The organism is Caproicibacter fermentans (assembly GCF_009746625.1).
Lineage (GTDB): Bacteria > Bacillota > Clostridia > Oscillospirales > Acutalibacteraceae > Caproicibacter > Caproicibacter fermentans.
The window spans coordinates 35,042-53,704 of sequence record NZ_VWXL01000084.1 but is presented as its reverse complement, the minus strand read 5'-3'; the positions used below and the strand labels follow the sequence as shown (position 1 = coordinate 53,704).

At 56.3% G+C, this 18,663-nt stretch carries 19 protein-coding genes; 10 read left to right on the top strand and 9 right to left on the bottom strand.

What is annotated here, in order from left to right:
* Window positions 1-121 precede the first annotated feature (121 nt).
* From CAFE_RS14550 to CAFE_RS14540, 3 genes are all read left to right on the top strand, one after another.
* Window positions 122-553, top strand: a complete 432-nt coding sequence (locus CAFE_RS14550) for a hypothetical protein (protein WP_156991023.1) — start codon at window positions 122-124, stop codon at window positions 551-553.
* Window positions 554-1,630 carry a tRNA 2-thiouridine(34) synthase MnmA gene (gene mnmA / locus CAFE_RS14545; protein ID WP_156991022.1) on the top strand — a complete coding sequence of 359 codons (1,077 nt, stop codon included), beginning with the start codon at window positions 554-556 and terminating at the stop codon, window positions 1,628-1,630.
* A 149-nt stretch (window positions 1,631-1,779) separates the two neighbouring features.
* The gene (locus CAFE_RS14540) at window positions 1,780-2,664 is read left to right on the top strand and encodes a cation diffusion facilitator family transporter (RefSeq protein WP_166525149.1); all 885 of its coding nucleotides are present in this window, start codon (window positions 1,780-1,782) and stop codon (window positions 2,662-2,664) included.
* On the opposite strand, the gene CAFE_RS14535 is transcribed toward CAFE_RS14540, so the two are convergent.
* From CAFE_RS14535 to CAFE_RS14515, 6 genes are all read right to left on the bottom strand, one after another.
* Window positions 2,661-3,296: a sugar O-acetyltransferase gene (locus CAFE_RS14535; protein ID WP_207708892.1), complete on the bottom strand. Its 636-nt coding sequence runs from the start codon at window positions 3,294-3,296 to the stop codon at window positions 2,661-2,663. The genes CAFE_RS14540 and CAFE_RS14535 overlap by 4 nt on opposite strands.
* A 75-nt stretch (window positions 3,297-3,371) precedes the next feature.
* Window positions 3,372-3,581, bottom strand: coding sequence for a GNAT family N-acetyltransferase (locus CAFE_RS20160; RefSeq protein ID WP_330594040.1), 210 nt, complete (start codon window positions 3,579-3,581; stop codon window positions 3,372-3,374).
* Window positions 3,582-3,586: 5 nt separating this feature from the next.
* Complete coding sequence (locus CAFE_RS20155) at window positions 3,587-3,931, bottom strand: GNAT family N-acetyltransferase (protein ID WP_233452827.1); 345 nt, start codon at window positions 3,929-3,931, stop codon at window positions 3,587-3,589.
* Window positions 3,932-4,005: 74 nt separating this feature from the next.
* A complete protein-coding gene (gene galE, locus CAFE_RS14525) occupies window positions 4,006-5,004 on the bottom strand; it encodes a UDP-glucose 4-epimerase GalE (protein ID WP_066646927.1) in 999 nt (332 codons plus the stop codon).
* Window positions 5,001-5,981: a galactose-1-phosphate uridylyltransferase gene (gene galT / locus CAFE_RS14520; protein ID WP_066646929.1), complete on the bottom strand. Its 981-nt coding sequence runs from the start codon at window positions 5,979-5,981 to the stop codon at window positions 5,001-5,003. The genes galE and galT overlap by 4 nt, the downstream gene beginning before the upstream one ends.
* A gap of 28 nt (window positions 5,982-6,009) precedes the next feature.
* Complete coding sequence (locus CAFE_RS14515; protein WP_066646932.1) at window positions 6,010-7,293, bottom strand: galactokinase; 1,284 nt, start codon at window positions 7,291-7,293, stop codon at window positions 6,010-6,012.
* Window positions 7,294-7,498: 205 nt separating this feature from the next.
* Between CAFE_RS14515 and CAFE_RS14510 the strand changes: the two genes are divergently transcribed.
* From CAFE_RS14510 to secA, 7 genes are all read left to right on the top strand, one after another.
* Entirely contained in the window at window positions 7,499-9,007 is a 1,509-nt protein-coding gene (locus CAFE_RS14510) for a spore germination protein (protein ID WP_156991020.1), read from the top strand.
* A complete protein-coding gene (locus CAFE_RS14505; RefSeq protein ID WP_156991019.1) occupies window positions 9,004-10,158 on the top strand; it encodes a Ger(x)C family spore germination protein in 1,155 nt (384 codons plus the stop codon). The genes CAFE_RS14510 and CAFE_RS14505 overlap by 4 nt, the downstream gene beginning before the upstream one ends.
* A gap of 1 nt (window position 10,159) precedes the next feature.
* Window positions 10,160-10,372 carry a hypothetical protein gene (locus CAFE_RS14500; RefSeq protein ID WP_156991018.1) on the top strand — a complete coding sequence of 71 codons (213 nt, stop codon included), beginning with the start codon at window positions 10,160-10,162 and terminating at the stop codon, window positions 10,370-10,372.
* Between the two features lie 10 nt (window positions 10,373-10,382).
* Window positions 10,383-10,520: a hypothetical protein gene (locus tag CAFE_RS14495; RefSeq protein WP_156991017.1), complete on the top strand. Its 138-nt coding sequence runs from the start codon at window positions 10,383-10,385 to the stop codon at window positions 10,518-10,520.
* A 91-nt stretch (window positions 10,521-10,611) separates the two neighbouring features.
* Complete coding sequence (locus tag CAFE_RS14490; RefSeq protein WP_156991016.1) at window positions 10,612-11,757, top strand: GerAB/ArcD/ProY family transporter; 1,146 nt, start codon at window positions 10,612-10,614, stop codon at window positions 11,755-11,757.
* A 48-nt stretch (window positions 11,758-11,805) separates the two neighbouring features.
* Window positions 11,806-12,924, top strand: a complete 1,119-nt coding sequence (locus CAFE_RS14485; RefSeq protein WP_139104111.1) for a GerAB/ArcD/ProY family transporter — start codon at window positions 11,806-11,808, stop codon at window positions 12,922-12,924.
* Between the two features lie 176 nt (window positions 12,925-13,100).
* The gene (secA, locus tag CAFE_RS14480; RefSeq protein WP_066646947.1) at window positions 13,101-15,851 is read left to right on the top strand and encodes a preprotein translocase subunit SecA; all 2,751 of its coding nucleotides are present in this window, start codon (window positions 13,101-13,103) and stop codon (window positions 15,849-15,851) included.
* A 61-nt stretch (window positions 15,852-15,912) separates the two neighbouring features.
* Here secA and CAFE_RS14475 read toward each other — a convergent pair whose 3' ends face one another.
* The 3 genes from CAFE_RS14475 to CAFE_RS14465 form a co-directional block, all read right to left on the bottom strand.
* The gene (locus CAFE_RS14475; RefSeq protein ID WP_156991015.1) at window positions 15,913-16,437 is read right to left on the bottom strand and encodes a hypothetical protein; all 525 of its coding nucleotides are present in this window, start codon (window positions 16,435-16,437) and stop codon (window positions 15,913-15,915) included.
* Between the two features lie 94 nt (window positions 16,438-16,531).
* The gene (locus tag CAFE_RS14470) at window positions 16,532-16,753 is read right to left on the bottom strand and encodes a DUF1648 domain-containing protein (RefSeq protein ID WP_066646955.1); all 222 of its coding nucleotides are present in this window, start codon (window positions 16,751-16,753) and stop codon (window positions 16,532-16,534) included.
* A gap of 224 nt (window positions 16,754-16,977) precedes the next feature.
* Entirely contained in the window at window positions 16,978-18,660 is a 1,683-nt protein-coding gene (locus CAFE_RS14465; protein WP_066646971.1) for a phospho-sugar mutase, read from the bottom strand.
* Between the last annotated feature and the right edge of the window lie 3 nt (window positions 18,661-18,663).

Sequence of the window (18,663 nt, the reverse complement as noted above, 5' to 3'; positions counted from 1 at the left end):
TATTATATCACACTAACATAAAAAATGGAATACATGAAATAATACTGTTGCAGGAGCGTCTTTTGAGGTATAATAGGGTTAAATCATGTAAAAAACCGCATTCGCGGCAGGAGGTATCCGAATGGAAGTGTTTAAAAATATCACCGATTCCGTGACGAAAGCGGTCAATTTCGTCGTGGATAAAAACCGCAGGGCCGCTATTATCAACCGGCTGAAAATCGTCATCCGCAATGAAAAGGAAATTGAGGCCCGCTCTTACATCGAGCTGGGCAAATATTATTATGAAAATATGCGCGACGCTTCAAACGAACGCACCGAACCTCTCTGCGTCGCCGTGGACAACTCCGACCGCAGGCTGAAACGAGCTTTCATGAAGCTGGATGAAATGATGGTTCCGGCCGGTGTAAATGACGAAGAGGAGGTTTGCGGGGACGAGTGTGCCTGCGCCGAATGCGCGTCGGACGACGGGGATGATTTCTTCCGTTCCTTCAGCGCCGCCGACGGGGAACCGGACGGCACGGACGAAGCGGCAGCCGACGACCCGATCCTATAAATGAAGCCAAAAGTCATGCTGGGAATGAGCGGCGGCGTCGACAGTTCGGTCGCCGCTCTGCTTTTGCAGAAAGCCGGGTACGAAGTCACCGGCGTTACGCTGCGCCTGAGCCCGGACGGGCTGATGCCCGAGCGCGAGGGCGGCTGCTGTTCGCTCGCGGATATTGAGGACGCGCGCCGCGTCTGCTACAAGCTGGGAATCGACCATATGGTGCTGAATTTCAAGGAGCTGTTCGAACGGGACGTGATCGCTCCGTTCGCGGCGCAGTACGAGGCCGGGAAAACGCCGAACCCCTGCGTCGCGTGCAACCGGCACATCAAATTCGGCGCGATGCTGGACCGCGCCGAGCTGCTGGGCTTCGATTACATTGCGACCGGGCACTACGCGCTGATCGAACAAACGCCGCAGGGGCGGTGGCTGCTGAAAAAATCGCCCGCCGCCAAGGATCAGAGTTACGTGCTGTACATGCTGACGCAGCGGCAGCTTGCCCATACGCTGCTGCCCGTCGGAAGCTATCCGAAGCCGGAAATCCGCAGAATGGCGGAGGAAGCCGGGCTGACCGTCGCGAAAAAGCGGGACAGCCAGGAAATCTGTTTTGTGGAGGATAACAATTACGGCGCTTTCCTCGAACGGTACACCGGCCGCGCCGCAAAGCCGGGCGACTTTCTCGATGAAACGGGAAACGTCATCGGCCGTCACCGGGGCGTGACCCGCTACACGGTCGGCCAGCGCAAGGGGCTTGGAATTTCCTTTGGAAAGCCGATGTACGTAACGGGGATCGACGCGGAACATAACACGGTCACGCTCGGCGGGGAACAGGAGCGCTACGCGCATGCCCTGACGGCCGGGGACATCAATCTGATTCCATTCGATGCCTTGGAAAAAGAAACCCGGGCGCAGGTCAAGGTGCGCTATTCCGCGGCGCCCGCGAACGCGGCGCTGTCTCCGCTTCCGGACGGGCGCGTCCGCGTGAAGTTTGAGTCGCCGCAGAAATCGGTCGCGCCGGGACAGGCCGTCGTCTTTTACGACGGGGACACGGTGCTGGGCGGCGGAACGATTTTGGAAAAAGAATCATAAGAGAGGCCTGATCTTTGTGAAAAAAGATTTCAGGCCCCTCTTTCTTTTTCTGTCAACCAAACAACATCTTTCATAATATGGAAACAGCATGAAAAATCATGCGTTTTCGCACTTGGGAGATGATCGACTTGACCCAGCAGGAATCCCGCATGGCAGATCGAATCTCGATTCAAAGCATGCTGGTCAATCTGTTTCTGTTTGCCCTAAAAGGGCTGTTCGGTCTGAAAATCGCGTCCGCGAGCCTGCTTTCCGACGCGGTGCATTCGCTGACGGATATTTTCAGCACGCTCATCGTCTTGATCGGCATCCGCATCTCCAGTAAACCGTCCGATTCCGGCCACCCGTACGGCCATGAAAAAATCGAATGTCTCATCGCGTTCCTGCTGGGCCTGATGCTGTTCGGCATCGGCGGCGGCATCGGCTGGGACGGGGTTCAAAAGCTGCTGCGCCCCGCGGCGGCGGCGCCGCAGAATTCGCTGATGAATGCGTTCGCCATGGGCGCGGCCGCCGTTTCAATCGGTTCCAAGGAATGGATGTACCGCTTTACCATCAAATGCGCGAAAAAAATCCGTTCCTCCTCCATGGCGGCGGACGCGTGGCACCACCGCTCCGACGCGATGTCCTCCGTCGGCAGCCTGATCGGCGTCGCCGGAATCCGTCTGGGGTATCCGGTCGTCGACTCGGTCGCCTGTCTGGTGATTTCCCTCTTTATTTTCAAAGCGGCCTGGGACATCTGCGCGGACGCGTGCGCGAAGCTGATCGACGCCGCATGCCCGCCGGAAACGGTTGGGAAAATCGAACGGATTGCAAAAAGCAACCGGGATGTGCTGGCGATCGACGCGCTGAAAACCCGGCAGTACGGGTCTAAAATCTACGTCGATCTGGAAATCACCATCGACCGGAACGCCACATTTGAGCATTCCCACGCGGTCGCCGAAAGCATTCACAATGAAATTGAGGGAAGCGTCGCGGCGGTCAAACACTGCATGATCCACGTAAACCCTTCGGCGATGCCGAACCATCATCACATTTAAACCGGCTCCGCGGAAAACTCCGCAAACCGGGGATCGCCGTCCGGCAGAAGCCGGCGCTTGCAGTAATAACGGCGGTCCTCCTCCGTGATCGCGCGAAGAACCCGGCAGGGATTCCCCGCTGCGACCACATTGGCCGGAATGTCGTGCGTTACGACGCTGCCGGCGCCGACGACCGCCCCGTCCCCGACGGTGACGCCCGGGCACACGAGCACTCCGCCGCCCAGCCAGACGCTGTCGCCGATGGTGATGGGCAACGCGTACTCCACCAGTCTGTTGCGCGGTTCCCGGTGAACGGGGTGGCCCGCCGTGTAAAGGCTGACCCCCGGCGCGAAGAAGGCGTGGCTTCCGATCGTGATTTTCGCGCAGTCGAGGAACACGCAGTTGTAGTTCGCGTAGAAATGGTCCCCGACAGAGATATTGCCTCCGTAGTCGCAGCGGAACGGCGGCTCCACCCAAAAGCTCTCCCCCACGGAGCCGAACAGCTCCCGCAGCAGCCCGATCCGTTTCTCCGCTTCCGACGGACGGGTGTGGTTAAAATCGTAAAGCAGGTCCGCAGCCCGGCGGTGTTCCCGGGCAAGGGCCTGGTCCCCGATATAGGGAAGCCCGGAAAGCATCTTTTCCTTTTCCGTCAAATCTGTCATCCCTTCCCTGGATCCATTCCGGATTGTTTCATACGGGAATTATCATAACCCTGCCGGAAGCGTTTGTCAATGCCCTGTTCGACAAAATTCATCCCACTCCGCTTTGAAAAGGGAGAAGATCAGCTGGTCGAACCACGCTTCCCCGATTCGGTAATGCTCCCGCATTCTGCCGTCCAGGTGAAAGCCGTGTTTTTGCAGCAGACTGACGGAGGGAAAATTATTGGACGCGGTGGTGGCATACACCTTGTTCAGGTTGAGGTCCCTGTCCTCGAACACGGCGGTCAAAAAGGCGCGCAGCAGGATGCTCCCAAACCGCGGGAACGGTCCTGCTCCGGCAGGTAATACCCGAATTCGGCGCTTCGGTTTCGCGGGTTGTAGTCGAACAGATCGATTTTCCCGATCAATTCGCCGCCGGAGAGAAACACGAAATGCCGCGCGTTTTTATCTTCCAGAAGGGAAAGCCACTTTCCCCGGTATTCCTGAAAAGAAGCGGGCGTGAGTACCGGCCGGCAGGAAAAAAACTCATGATGTTTTTCCTCAAGCACCCAACGGTACAGTTCCGGAAGGTGTTCCGGGGTAAGAGGAACCAGGCAACAGGGGCTCATGTCATTGTCATCTCGATTCAAAATTGAGGATTCTCATAAGATGTAAACTCAGCGGAGGCCGCGCGTTTGCGCGGCCTCCGCTTTCCTGCGATCCGTTATGAGTTTTTCTGAATGAAATTCCAGTTGTCGCGGCACATGTCCGAAAGCGAATATTTCGCTTCCCAGTGCAGCTCCGCTTTCGCGCGGGAAGCGTCCGCGTAGCAGGTGGCGATGTCGCCCGCGCGGCGCGGGTCGATCTGGTACGGAATTTTCACGCCGCTCGCTTTTTCGAACGCGTGAACCACGTCGAGGACGGAGCTGCCGGTGCCGGTGCCGAGGTTGAACGCCCGCGCGCCGGAAATCGAGCCGAGGGCTTCGAGCGCCTTCACATGGCCGGTCGCGAGGTCGCACACATGGATGTAGTCGCGCACGCCGGTCCCGTCCGGGGTCGGGTAATCGTCGCCGTAAACATGAAGCATTGGCAGCTTGCCGACGGCCACCTTCATAATATAAGGCATCAGATTGTTCGGGATGCCGTTCGGGTTTTCGCCGATGAGCCCGCTCGGATGCGCCCCGATCGGGTTAAAGTAGCGCAGCAGCGCGGCTTTCATTTCCGGGTCCGCGCGGCAGGCGTCTCGCGTGATCTGCTCGATCATGTACTTCGTCCAGCCGTAGGGGTTCGTGGCGGAAAGCGGCATTTCCTCGGTAAACGGCGCTTGGTTGTTCATGCCGTAGACCGTCGCGGAGGAACTGAACACGAATTTGTGCACGCCGTACTGCTTCATCAGGCGGAACAGGTTCAGGGTTCCGGTCAGATTGTTGTGGTAGTATTCCAGCGGTTTTTCCACCGACTCGCCGACGGCCTTGAGGCCCGCGAAATGAATGACCGCGTCGATCTTGTTTTCCTGAAAAATCTTCTCAAACCCGTCGTAATCCAGCATGTCGCACTCGTAGGCCGGAAATTTTTTGCCCGCGAGCGTTTCGATCTTTCCGATCACTTCGGGGGAGGAATTGCTGTAATTGTCCATCACGACGATGTCAAAGCCGCTTTTCAGCAGCTCAATGCAGGTGTGCGAGCCGATGTATCCGGCTCCGCCGGTAATCAGAATCTTCATTTTTGTCTCTCCTTTTCGGTCAGATACCTCCGATAGGCCTGCCGCAGCTCCTGTGCCGTTTCCTCCGGGCAGGTCGGGTTGCAGGCCGCCCAGGCCCCCGTTTCGCTGGAAGCGTTGTACTTGATTTTTTCCGCGCTGCGCATCGGCGGATAGAATTCAATGTGGAAGTGGAAATCCTTCGAATAGTCGCCCAGATTGACCGGCGCGGAGTGCATGCACATCATGTACGGGAACCGGAAGCCGAACAGACCGTCGAGCATCCCGACCGTTGAGCGCACCGTCACGCCGAGCGCGCGCCGCTCTTCCGGCGTAAAGTCGGTGATGTACTGCCGGTGGGCGTTTGAAAGAAGATAGACGCCGTAGGGATATGCGCTGAAAAACGGAAGCAGAACGGTGAAATGCTCGTTTTGAAAAATCACGCGCTTTTCAAATTCCGTCTCCTTCTGTAAAAAATCACAGAAAAGGCAGCGTCCGTTTTGTTCATAATACTCCTTTGCGGAGCCGGTTTCAAGTGCGAGCTTCTTCGGCAGGAACGGATACCCGTAAATCTGCCCGTGCGGGTGCGGCATCGTCACGCCGACCGCCTCGCCGCGGTTCTCAAAGATAAAGACGTATTTGATCTTCGGGTCGGCGCGCAGCGCCTCAAAGCGCTCGCACCACAGGTTCACCAGTTTTTCCATATGCCCGTCGGAAAGATCGGTCATCCGCGCGCGGTGTTCCGGCGAATAGAGGATCACCTCGCACTTGCCGTAATTCCGTGCGGTTTTGAAAAACTCCGTGCCGACGGGGTCCGGCTCGCCCGGAGACGTCGAAAGCGCGGGAAAATCGTTGTCGTACTTCATGACCTCGTACTCCGGCACGTTGCCCGAAGACGGGCAGAACGGGCACCAGTCCTTCGGCATCTGCGGCCTGCCCTGCCGGTTTCCCGCCACCATTGTCCAGTCTTTTATAAACGGGTCCCATCTCAATTCCGCCATGTTACATTCCCCTTTGATTCTCTCTGCATTATAAAATCCGAATCGCGCCCGCCGTGCGCACCGCGAGCGGCACGCACGAGCCGGGGCCGAATACGGCCTCCGCTTCGCGGCGGAATCCGTCGAATTCTTTTTTCGGCACATAGGCCTGCACCGTTCCGGCAAAGCCGCCGCCGTGCAGCCGCCACGCGCCGCCGCAGCCCGAAAGCAGGCGCTCGCACAGCGCGAGGCCGAGCGCGACGCCCTGCTCTTCCACGCGGGAGGGAGAGTAGACGTTTTGCAGATACATAAAGGAAGAGCGCCCGCTTTCGCGCACCAGGGCCAGAAAATCCGCGAACCGGTTTTCGCGCAGCGCGGCGGCCTGCCGGGCGACGCGGCGGTTGTCGCCGAAAAAGTGGATCGCCCGCAGCACGGCGCGGTCGCCCGTTTGACTGCGGACCCGCGCAAGATCCGCGTAAAATTCTTCTTCCAAAACCTGCGACAGCAGCGTTTTTCCAAAGCAGGCGGCCACCCGCCGCATTTCCTCCGGAATCGCGGCGTAATCCGCCGTCAGTCCCGCGTGGCTTCCCTTGGTGTCGATGATGCACAGGCGGTATCCGCAGCCGGAAAAGTCGAACGGAATTTTCTCCACGGCGGGCTGCTTCGCGTCCTGAAAGTCGATCATCGCAAAGCCGCCGACGGCGCAGGCCGTCTGGTCCATCAATCCGCAGGGCTTGCCGAAATAACGGTTTTCCGCGTCCTGCCCGATCTGCGCAATCCGAACCGGGTCCGCGTCGCCGCTGCCGAAAAGATCGTCCGCTATTCTTCCGATCAGGACCTCGAACGCCGCGGAGGACGACAGGCCGGAACCCGGCAGCACGTCCGACTGCGTGTAGGCCCGAAACCCGCCGATTTTGCGGCCCTGCGCCGCCATGCCCGCGCAGATACCGCGAATCAGCGCCGCGGAAGAGCCTTCCTCCCCCGCCCTCGGCATCAGCTCGGCGGGGTTCAGCCGGTCCGGCGAAAAGCCCTCCGAATGCACCGTGATCCCATTGCCGCCGGCGCTTGCCACGCCGACGGCGTCCAGATCGACGCCGGCCGCGAGAACGCGCCCCCCCTGATGGTCCGTGTGGTTGCCGCCGATTTCCGTGCGGCCCGGCGCGCTGTAAACGCGGATTTCGCGGTCCGCGCCAAAAAGCTCCTCAAATTTTTCCACCGCGCGGAGCAGGCGGAGCCGGCACGTCTCGGCCCGCTCTTCCCCGACGCCGTAACGCTCTTTCAAAGTCTCATGGAATTTCTTCTCCCCCAATACTTTTCTGGCATCGTTTGATTTCATAAAAATCCTCCTGCAGCAGCTTCTTTTTCTGTCTTTATTTTAGAGCGCGTTTTCCCCGCGGGCAAGATTCAATTTTACCATGATTATAGATTATTGTTGACTGATACGGGACGGCGAAACCTGTGAATATTCTACTTTTCATCGGGAACGATAAGCGCATCGGCAAATTTTGCCTGACAAATACCCAGGGAAAGGGGAAGTGGCAATGGGCTCTTCAGACAGCTTTGCGGGGGCTAAGCTCCCGTCTGACAAGCTGGAGCAGAACGTCCTTTACCTGAAAAATCTGTTCAGCAACGACGACACGCTGATTTTCAGGGATCTGGAAAACAGCAGGGGAAAGGAAACCCTGCGTTTTTGTCTCGTCTATACGGACGGCATGGTGAACAACCGGCTGATGAATCAGGACGTCATCCGTCCGCTTCTGGAATTCGTTTTCAAGCCGGACGAAGACGCGACGCTGCTCGACACCATTCAGCTGCAGGCCATGTTTTCCAACGACGTAAAAAAAACGGATGCGGTGGAGGAACTGATTCAAGGGATTGTCTACGGCGACACGATCCTTCTGGCACAGGGATGCCCGCAGGCCCTGATTCTGAACACAAAGGGCTTTACGCTGCGTTCCATCGCCGAGCCGGAGGGCGAGCGCGTCATCCGCGGCCCGCGGGAGGGCTTCAACGAATCCATTCTGACCAATCTTTCCATGGTGCGGCGCAAAATCAGGTCGCAGGACCTGAAATTCAAATTCCTGACATTCGGCACACGGACAAAAACCAAGGCCTGCATCTGCTACCTGGACAGCGTCGTAAACCGCAACGTGCTGACAGAGCTGGAGCGCCGCCTGGAAAAGATCAACATTGACGGCACGCTCGACAGCAACTACATCACGGAAAACATCAAGGACTCTCCCTTTTCCGCGGTCAAAACCGTCGGCAGCACGGAGCGGCCCGACGTGGTGGCCGCGAAGCTGCTGGAGGGCCGGGTCGCCCTGTTTTTGGACGGAACGCCGATGGTGCTGACCGTTCCTCATCTTTTTATCGAGCATTTTCAGGCGGACGAGGACTATTATATTCATTATATCTTTTCCTCCGTCGACAGAATTCTTCGGATTTTTGCGTTTGTGCTCTCGCTGTGTCTGCCCGCGGTCTATGTCGCCATGGTCACGTTTCATCAGGAGATGCTGCCAACGCCGCTGCTTTTGAGCATTTTCGCCGCCCGTCAGGGCGTTCCGTTCCCCACGGCGCTGGAAACGGTCATGATGCTGATCGTCTTTGAAATCCTCCGCGAGGCCGGAACCCGAATGCCGGGCGTGATGGCGCAGACGCTGAGCATCGTCGGCGCGCTGGTCATCGGGCAGGCGGCCGTGGAAGCCAAAATCGTCAGCGCGCCGATCATCATCGTCGTGGCCATGTCGGGCATCTGCGGGCTCATGATAGTGCGGCTCAAGGGATATATCATCATCCATCGCTATTTCCTTTTGCTGTGCGCCTGCACCCTGGGGCTTTACGGAGTGCTTCTGGGTCTTATGGTTTTGTTGACGGGACTGTTCGGCATGACTTCCTTCGGCGTTCCGATCATGTCGGATATTTACACCCGCGGTCTTCAGAGCTATAAGGACATCTACGTCCGCGCGCCGTGGTGGACGATGGTCAGGCGGCCCCGTTTCCTGAGCGGAAACCGGGTCAGACAGTCCGGCGGAGGAGAGAAGCCCAAATGAAAAAAGTTTTGAAAACAATGATCGTGATTTTGGAAGCGGCGATCATCCTTTTTATTTTTTCAGGCTGCTGGGATTACCACGAGATGGAAACGTACTCCATTGTGGCGGGAATGGCGATCGACAAAGGGCAGAACGGGTACAAATACCATGTGACGTTTGAGTGCGTAAAAATGAGCGGCTCGGGAAAAAGCCAGCAAATAGAACCGCTTTTGCTGAATGCGGACGGAAACACGATTTTCGACGCGGTCCGCAGCACGCTGCGGGAATCAGACAAAAAGCTTTATTTCAGTCACTGTAAAATCATCATTGTCGGCAGCGACATCGCCAAAGAAGGTCTCCGGCCCGTTTTGGACTGGATGAAACGCGACGCGGAGCCAAGGCTCACCCAGGACCTTCTGGTCTCCAAGGAAAAAACCGCGGAGGAGATCCTGCGGGTGAAGCCGCAATCCGTCCAGCTTCTTTCTTTTCAGATTGCCAGCACCCTGGAAGAAAGCACCGGCTTTTACGGCAGTCCGACCAGCCTTCAGCTTTATGAAGTCACAAACATCCTGAATTCGGACGGACTGGAGCTGGTCTTGCCGGCGATTGAAAAAAAGCCGGCGATGGACGGGGATACGGTCCAGCTTTCGGGGGGAGCCGTTTTTAAAAGCGACAAGCAGATCGGCTGGCTGAGTCCGGACCAGGACAGATACTATAACTATGTTCGTGACAAGATTAAGGGCGGGCTTCTGGTGACCGGGCCGACCCCGGGGTCGACAAACGTCACCCTCGAAATCATCGACAGCAAAACAACCGTAAAGCCGTCCGTATCCGGGCAGTCGGCAAGTGTGGAAATCAATGTAAAGATACGGGCCGCCTATGCCGAACAGGACGGTGAAACGGATTTTCTGACGAAGGTCGGCCTGGCGCAGGTGGAAAAATACGCGGAAAAAACTTTAGAATTCGAAATCGAAAGCAATGTTAAGAATGTACAGCAGCGCTTTGACAGCGACATTTTCGGCTTCGGCAGTAAAATACACCAGAGCAAGCCGAAGGAATGGGATCAGGTCAACAAAAACTGGGATCAGATTTTCAAGGCCATGAAAGTCAAGGTTAACGCGGAAGTTAAAATCGATAACACGGGCCTGAGTTTGCCGAAGGTGGGTGACTGACATGGCGTATCTGATGGTCTTTCTGCCCCTATTCCTGGTCCTGGCTTTTCTCACCCTGCGCAGAACCTATCTTCAAAAGGAATTCTGCTATTACGTCCTTCAGATTCCTATCTTTGCGGCTGTGCTGATTCTGAATATTTTGATTGCGTCAGGCGTTCAAATCCCCAGCATCTCGTCTGTTTTAATGAAATTTCTATCCAACTTTGTAAAATGAGGACTGCGCTGTGAGCAAAACGGATATCGCCGGAAAACGGACGTCGGGCGCCGCCGCGCTGTTTCTGGCCGGAAGCGCTCCGTCCACCGCGGCTGCACCGGCGCGAGGCGGGAAGCCTGGATTTGTATTCCGACTGCTGGGGTTTTAACAATACCGCTTCTTTGGGCCCATTCGGCCAATTCTGAGCCTGTACCCGGAAAGGGACTATGAATCAAATCCATTGAATCGAAGGGAAAGCCATGCAAAGAACAGATGTTTCGGCAAAACAGATGGAAGCGACCGTCGCGATGTTTCTGATCGGAAGCTCTCTTGTAAAAAGCGGTTCTTCCCCCGCGAAACAGGACACCTGGATCTGTATCATTATCGCGGTGATCCTGTCGATCCCCCTGATGTGGGTGCACACGCGGATTCTGAATCTGTACCCCGGCAGAAATTACTACCAAAACATCCTGCGCGCGATGGGCCGGCCCGCCGGAACCGTGGTCTGCCTGATTTTTACTCTTTATACGTTTCATCTCGGCGCCCTAGTGATGCGGATTTTTTCCGAGTTTATCCATGTTGCCGGTATGACGTCGACGCCGATCGTCGCGATCAGCACGGTCATTGTCGCCGTTCTGGTCTATATGCTCAGCAACCGGCTTTATGTTCTGGCAAGAATCAGCAAATTCATGCTTCCGTTTCTGTATATCACCGTCGCCATTACTATTATTCTTTCCTACCAGAATATGGAGCTGAGCAATCTCATGCCGATTCTGAATTCGAAACCGTCCGACCTTTTTCAGGGAGTCCTTTCCGCTCTGGCGGTGCCGTACGGAGAAATCCTGGTCTGCGCCCCCATGTTCGGGGCGCTGAGCCGTGAGGAAAAAATATTTCCCACTATGCTAAAGGAAGTCATTCTGGGATTTGTGATTCTGATTTCGGCAAACCTGCGCAACTTTCTGACTTTGGGCTATTCCGTTTCCGTCTATCAGTTTCCGTCTTTCGAATCCGTCAGTCTGGTGCAGCTTGGGGATTTCTTTACACGGATCGAAGTTTTGATCGGCATCAATCTTCTGCTCGCGGGCTTTTTCAAATGCTGCGTTCTTTTGTTCTCCGCCTGCGACGCATTGAGCGAAACACTGGGCCTTCAGGACTACGAGCCGCTGGTCTCGCCGTGTGCGCTGCTTTTTCTGACCCTCTCGGGTCTTTTGGTCGGCAATACCCTGGAAATGTTCCGCTGGATGGAATATATGTCCGTTTATACCCTGCCGTTTCAGGTGTTCCTTCCGGTTCTCGTCCTGATCGTAGGGGTCGTGCGGAAAAAGTTTTCAAAGCCGCAAAAGCATGGAAAAAGTCCGGATGTGAAAAACGAAGAATCGCCTCCGCCCAGGCCGCAGGAAAACTAAAGCCTTTTGAGCATCGCAGGAAACAAACTTCATGATGAGGAATGTGCCATGAACAAAACGGATATCTCAGAAAAGCAAATGCAGAGCACGATCGCGCTGTTTCTGATGGGCAGCTCGGTGATTTCGAGCGGCTATACCAGCGCGAAGCAGGATACCTGGATTGTGATTTTGATCGCCGTGGCTCTGATGATTCCGCTCGCGTGGGTCTATGCGGGAATTCTTCGGCTCTACCCCGGGCAAAATTTTTACCGCAACGTGCTGCGGGCGATGGGCAGACCGGTCGGTCTGACAATCTGCGCTCTTTACCTTTTTTATCTTCTCCTTTTGGGCGGGCAGGTTCTCAGGACTTTTTCCGAATTCGTGCATCTTGTGAATATGACGCAAACGCCGCTGGTCGGCATTTCGACGGCCATTGTCGCCGTTACCGTTTATACGCTGAGCAACCGTCTCTATGTGCTGACCCGGCTCGGCAAGTTCGTACTGCCCTTTTTATACTTTACGATTATCCTGACGCTTCTGCTTTCGTTCAGAGATATGGATTTCAGCAATCTGAGGCCGATCCTTCAATCAAAGCAGTCCGATTTCCTGAAAGGGCTCATGTCCGCTTTTACCCTTCCCTACGGCGAGCTTGTGGCCTGCCTGCCCATGTTCGGGGTCTCGGGGCGGATTGAAAAGGTTTTCCCCACCATGGTAAAAGGGGTTTTACTGGGGTTCGGCTTTCTGTTCGCGGCGGTCGTCCGCAACATCCTTGTCCTCGGATATTACAGCTCCGTCGCCACATTTCCTTCCTACGAATGCGTCAGTGTGATTCAGCTGGGCGAATTTTTCACAAGGATCGAGGTGCTGATCGGCATCAATCTGCTGCTGGCCGGGTTTATCAAATTCGCGGTTCTTGCTTTCTCTTCCTGCGAAGGAGTTATCCGGCTGTTCGGGTACCGGGACAGCGAGCCGTTTGTCGCGCCGGTCAGTCTGCTGCTCCTGACTCTTTCGGGCCTGATTGAATCAAACACGTCGGAGGTCTTTCGCTTTATCACCATTTATCCAATTGTAGCCCTCCCGTTTCAGGTTCTTCTTCCGGTGCTGATTCTGGTCGTCGGCACGGTTCGAAAAAAATTCCAAAAGCCGCGAAAGCCGTCGCCGGCGGCCCGGAAAAGCCCGTCGGCCTGAATTGCGGAAAGGCAGGGGGAGCCGCGCGCCCCGCCTTCCCGCTTCTTTCTCTTTCAAGCCTATTTGCCGCTTAAATCCGCTTCCCTTTTCGCCGCCGCTATGCTATAATAGACAGGAATAACAAAAATCAGCCGGTTTCGGCTTTTGCGGCGGCCAATACTTTTGAGGTGAATTGGATGAAGAATGTTTTAACCGTATTTTTCGGCAACTATTCCAAAAGGGAACTGAAAAGGATTCAGCCCCTGTGCAACCAGGTGCTTGATCTTGAAGAAAAATACAGGGCGCTTTCGGACGAAGAACTCAAGGCGCAGACCCCCGCGTTAAAGGAACGTCTCGCGGCGGGCGAAACCCTCGACGAGATTCTGCCCGACGCATTTGCGGTCTGCCGGGAAGCGGCGGACCGTGTTCTGGGTATGCGGCATTTTCCCGTGCAGGTTCTGGGCGGCATCGTGCTGCACCAGGGCAGAATCGCGGAAATGAAAACAGGCGAAGGAAAAACGCTGGTGGCGACGCTGGCCGCTTACCTGAACGCGCTTTCCGGAAAGGGAGTCCACATTGTCACGGTCAACGATTACCTGGCGCGCCGCGACTCGGAGTGGATGGGCAAGATTTACCGCTATCTTGGTCTTTCCGTCGGGCTGATCGTGCACGATCTGGACAATCAGGCCCGCAAGCAGGCATATAACGCTGATATCACCTACGGCACGAACAATGAGTTCGGGTTCGACTACCTGCGCGACAACATGGTGATTTACAAAGAGGAAAAGGTACAGCGCGGGCACAATTTCTCCATCGTCGACGAGGTCGACTCCATCCTGATCGACGAGGCGAGAACGCCGCTGATCATCTCCGGCCAGGGGGACAAGTCTACCGAGATGTATACCGTCGCGGATCATTTTGCCAGATCGCTGAGCTGCGTCCGGGTTGCCGAATTAAACGAAAAGGAAGACAACGACGAGCTTTATCAGGACGCGGACTACATTGTGGATGAAAAGGCCAAGACCGCCACGCTGACCCAGTCCGGCGTGAAAAAAGCGGAGGCTTTCTTTAAAATCGACAACCTGACCGACGCCGACAATATTTCCATCCAGCATTATGTCAACCAGGCCGTCAAGGCGCGCGGCGTCATGCGCAAGGACATCGATTACGTCGTCAAGGACGGCGAGGTCATCATCGTCGACGAGTTCACCGGCCGCCTGATGTACGGCCGCCGCTACAACGAAGGCCTGCACCAGGCCATCGAGGCCAAGGAGGGCGTCAAGGTCGCGCACGAAAGCAAGACGCTCGCGACCATCACGTTCCAGAATTATTTCCGCATGTACGACAAGCTTTCCGGCATGACCGGAACCGCCATGACCGAGCAGGACGAGTTCAGCGAAATCTATAAGCTGGACGTGGTCGAGATCCCGACCAACAAGCCGATGGTCCGAAAGGACCTGCCGGACGTGGTCTATAAGACGGAGAAAGCGAAATTCAACGCGGTCATCGAAGACATCGCGGAACACCACAAAACAGGGCAGCCGGTTCTGGTCGGCACGATTTCGATTGAAAAGTCGGAAGAGCTGAGCCATCTGCTGCACAAGACGGGCATCAAGCACGAGGTTCTGAACGCCAAGTTCCATGAAAAGGAAGCCGAGATCGTCGCGCAGGCCGGGCGCAAGGGCGTCGTGACCATCGCGACCAACATGGCCGGCCGAGGCACGGATATCGTTCTGGGCGGCAACCCGGAGTACATGGCAAAAGCCGAGATGCGCAAACAGGGTATTTCGGAAGAGCTCATCAGCGAGGCGGACGCGCACTCCGAAACCGACGACGAAGAAGTCCTGAACGCGCGCGAAACGTTCCGTCAGCTTTCTGAAAAATACAAGGAACAGACGAAAGAAGAGGCCGAAGAAGTCAAGAATGCCGGCGGCCTTTACATCATCGGCACGGAACGCCATGAATCGCGCCGCATCGACAATCAGCTGCGCGGCCGCTCCGGCCGTCAGGGCGACCCGGGCATGAGCCGGTTTTATATCTCGCTGGAGGACGACCTGATGCGCCTGTTCGGCGGGGACCGAATCAACGCGATGATGGAACGCCTCAAGGTGGACGAGGACACTCCGATTGAAAATAAGATGCTGACGAACACCATCGAAAGCGCCCAGCGCAAAATTGAGGGACGCAACTTCGGAATCCGCAAGAACGTTCTTCAATTCGACGACGTCATGAACCGTCAGCGTGAAATTATTTACAGTCAGCGCGATCAGGTCTTAAACGGAGAAAACCTGAAAGAGCAGGTTCTGAAAATGATCGACCAGGCGATCGAGGACCAGGTCACCCGCTTTATGCCGAAGGACGCGGAGCCGGAAAACCGCAATCTGAACGGCTTGCGCGACCGCTACATGGGCTGGCTGCTCGGGCCGGAAGACCTTGTTTACACCGATGAGGAAAAGGTCCGGCTGGAACCGGAGGACGTGGCGCACGATCTGATTGAGAAAGCGCACGAAATCTATGAAAAGCGCGAGGAACAGTTCGGTGGCAAAATCATGCGCGAGCTGGAACGCGTGGTGCTGCTGAAAAACGTCGACACCCAGTGGATGGACCACATCGATGCGATGGAGGAGCTCCAGAAGGGAATCCGGCTGCGCGCGTACGGCCAGAAGGATCCCGTCGTCGAGTACCGTCTCGAGGGCTTCGACATGTTCGACAATATGATCGCCACCATCCGCGAGGATACCGCGCGCATGATGCTGACGGTACAGATTCGCACGCAGGAGGAACCGAAGCGCGAACAGGTCGCGAAGCCGACCGGCGCCGCCGGGGCGGACACCGCCGGGCAGTCCCACACGCCCATGCATAAAGGCAAGAAGCCGGGGCGCAACGACCCGTGCCCCTGCGGCAGCGGTAAGAAATACAAAAAGTGCTGCGGCAGATTTGAAGACTGAGCCTCAAAATAAGAAAAAGGGAACCGCGGCGGCGCCGCGGTTCCCTTTTTTCTGCTTGCCGTTATGAATTTTTAAATTCCTTAAACAGCTTTGTCACCTTGTCTGCATAAGCCTTGTTCTCATCCTTTGCGACCGTGTCCTGGTAGATCATCAGGTATTTGCCGCTGTCCGAAAGGACGGCGGTAATTTTCTGCCCCATCAGGGTAAACTGCCCGCTCGACTTCACGCTGTCCAGCACCTGTTTTGCGGCTCCGTTCAGGCCGCTGGGGTCGAATTCATAAAGCTCAACGGTAACATTATTTTTCCCGTTATAGGAAAACTGATATCTTCCCCCGGCTTTCGCCCCGATGACGTCCGCGCGCATTTCAGCCGCGTCGCCGGAAAGAACCCCGTTCCCGGTCAGATACTTCTCCAGTCCCTTCAGGCTGTCCTCAACGCTCGACTGCGCGACGGTGGGCCCGCTGCTGGAGGAGGACGCCTGGGACGACGAAGCTCCTGAGGAAGCTCCGCCCACATCGCCGGCTCCGCATGCCGTTGCCGTCATCATAAAAGCGGCCGCGGCCGCAAGAATCCATATTTTTTTCATATTTTAATCCGCCTTTTCATAACAATAAGGTCTGCCAGGGCCGAAAGCGCCGGTAAGCCTGTCCTTATTATTATCACTTTTTTCCGTCTGTTTGTCAACCGGTCAAAAATTCGCTTCCGCCCCAAAGCTTCAGCGAGCCTTTGCCGCCCCAGCCGTCAGGATTTCCGTTCGCGCCGAAATGGGTCGGAATCGTTGCGGGAAGAACGGGCAACGCGGAAACCGTCAGGGCAATCAGCCCGATTACGGCAAGGAAGGAGAAGAACTGTAGCAATTTGTCCAAAAGGCCGTAACGCAATTTCAGTTTCGGTCTTTGCATGGCAGAGCGGTCCTTTCCGGTCAGGCCAAAAAACGGACGGCTGATGACGAAACAAGAGGCTGTGCAAAATGATCATTTTGCAACAGCCTTTTTGGATATACAGACCTGCCGTATTGGAGAACTGCAAATGCACCGCGCCGTTTTCGAACATTTTCGGGCTCTGTATATGCAATTTTAGTTTACCCTATAAATCCGTTTCTGTCAATTATTTCCTGACTGATTTTTTATTTCATCAGGGCCGGGACCGCGCCGCGCAATTTTTCAATCAACGCAAGGGATTCCTCTTTCGTTTTTCCCCGCGCGGAAAGGTACGCCTTGATTTTCGGCTCGGTCCCGCTGGGCCGGATGATGACCTTGCCCCCGTTTTCCAGCCGGTATTCCAGGACATTGGACTTCGGCAGGTCAATTTTCCCGCCGCCGCTCGTCACGGACGCCTCGTAGTCGCTCCAGCCGGATACTTTGCAGCCGGCGATTTCGGCGGGCGCTCTTTTTCGCAGGGTGTCCATGATCTTTCCCATTTGAATCATTCCGTCCTCGCCCTCAAAGCCGAAATTCATCAGCGCGTTTTCAAAGTAGCCGTAGGCTTGATACAGCTCCTCCATCGCGTCAACCAGCGTTTTGCCCCGCTTTTTGTAATACTGGGCCATTTGGCAGATCAGCATGCCCGCGTCGACCGCATCCTTGTCGCGGACATAGCCGCCGGACAGGTAGCCGTAGCTTTCTTCAAACCCGAACAGGTAGCGGTCCGCGCCGCCGTCCTGTTCCAGAAGCGCAATCTGGTCGCCGATGTACTTAAAGCCCGTCAGAACGCGCCGCAGCTCAATTCCGTATTTTTCCGCAACGGGCGCCGCCATATCCGTGCTGACGATGGTCGTCACCGCGACGGGACGCTCCGGCATCGTCCCCTGATCCTTCCGGCTGCGCGCGATGAAGTCCAGCAGAAGGACGCCGACCTCGTTGCCTGACATCAGGACGAATTTTCCGTTCTGATTCACCGCGATTCCGCACCGGTCGCAGTCCGGGTCGGTTGCCAGCAGCAGGTCGGGCCGCACTTTCCCGCTCAGCTCCAGCCCTTTTTGCAGAGCCTCCCGGATTTCGGGATTCGGAAACGGGCAGGTGGTAAAGTTTCCGTCGGGGAACTCCTGTTCCGGAACAACCGTCACTTCGCCCACGCCGATCATTTTCAAAATACGCGTGACGCAGACGCGCCCGGTGCCGTTGAGCGGCGTGTAGACAACCTTCAGGCCGCCGCAGGGCTCCTGAAAGACGCGCTGCTTCATCACTTCGTCGAGGAACCGGTCGGTCACCTCGTCCGGAATCGGGCGGATCATGCCCTCGCTCTGCGCCTTGTCATAATCCATGCGCTTTACGTCGCCGAACACGTCGAGCTTTTCGATTTCGGCAAGCACGTCGTCCGCCATTTTGAGGGCAATCTGGCAGCCGTCGTCGCCGTAAACCTTATATCCGTTGTATTTTGCGGGATTGTGGCTCGCCGTCACGCAGATGCCCGCGTCACAGTGAAGAGTGCGAACCGCCCACGAAAGAGTCGGGGTCGGGGAAAGCTGCGGATAGAGATGCGCGGTCACTCCGTTCGCGGCAAGCACGGCCGCGGCTTCCCGCGCGAACAGGTCGGATTTGATCCTGCTGTCATAGGCAATCGCCGCGCTGGGATGCTCCGAGTGCTTTTTCAGGTAATTCGCAAGCCCCTGCGTCGCCTTGCGCACCGTATAGATGTTCATGCGGTTGGTTCCCGCGCCAATCACCCCGCGCAGGCCTCCGGTGCCGAATTCCAGGTCGCGGTAAAACCGGTCGTTGATTTCTTCCGGCTTGTCGCGGATCGATTTCAGCTCCTCCGTCAGGTCCGGATCATCCAGCGCGTTTTTCAGCCATCTTTCATATTCACTCATATC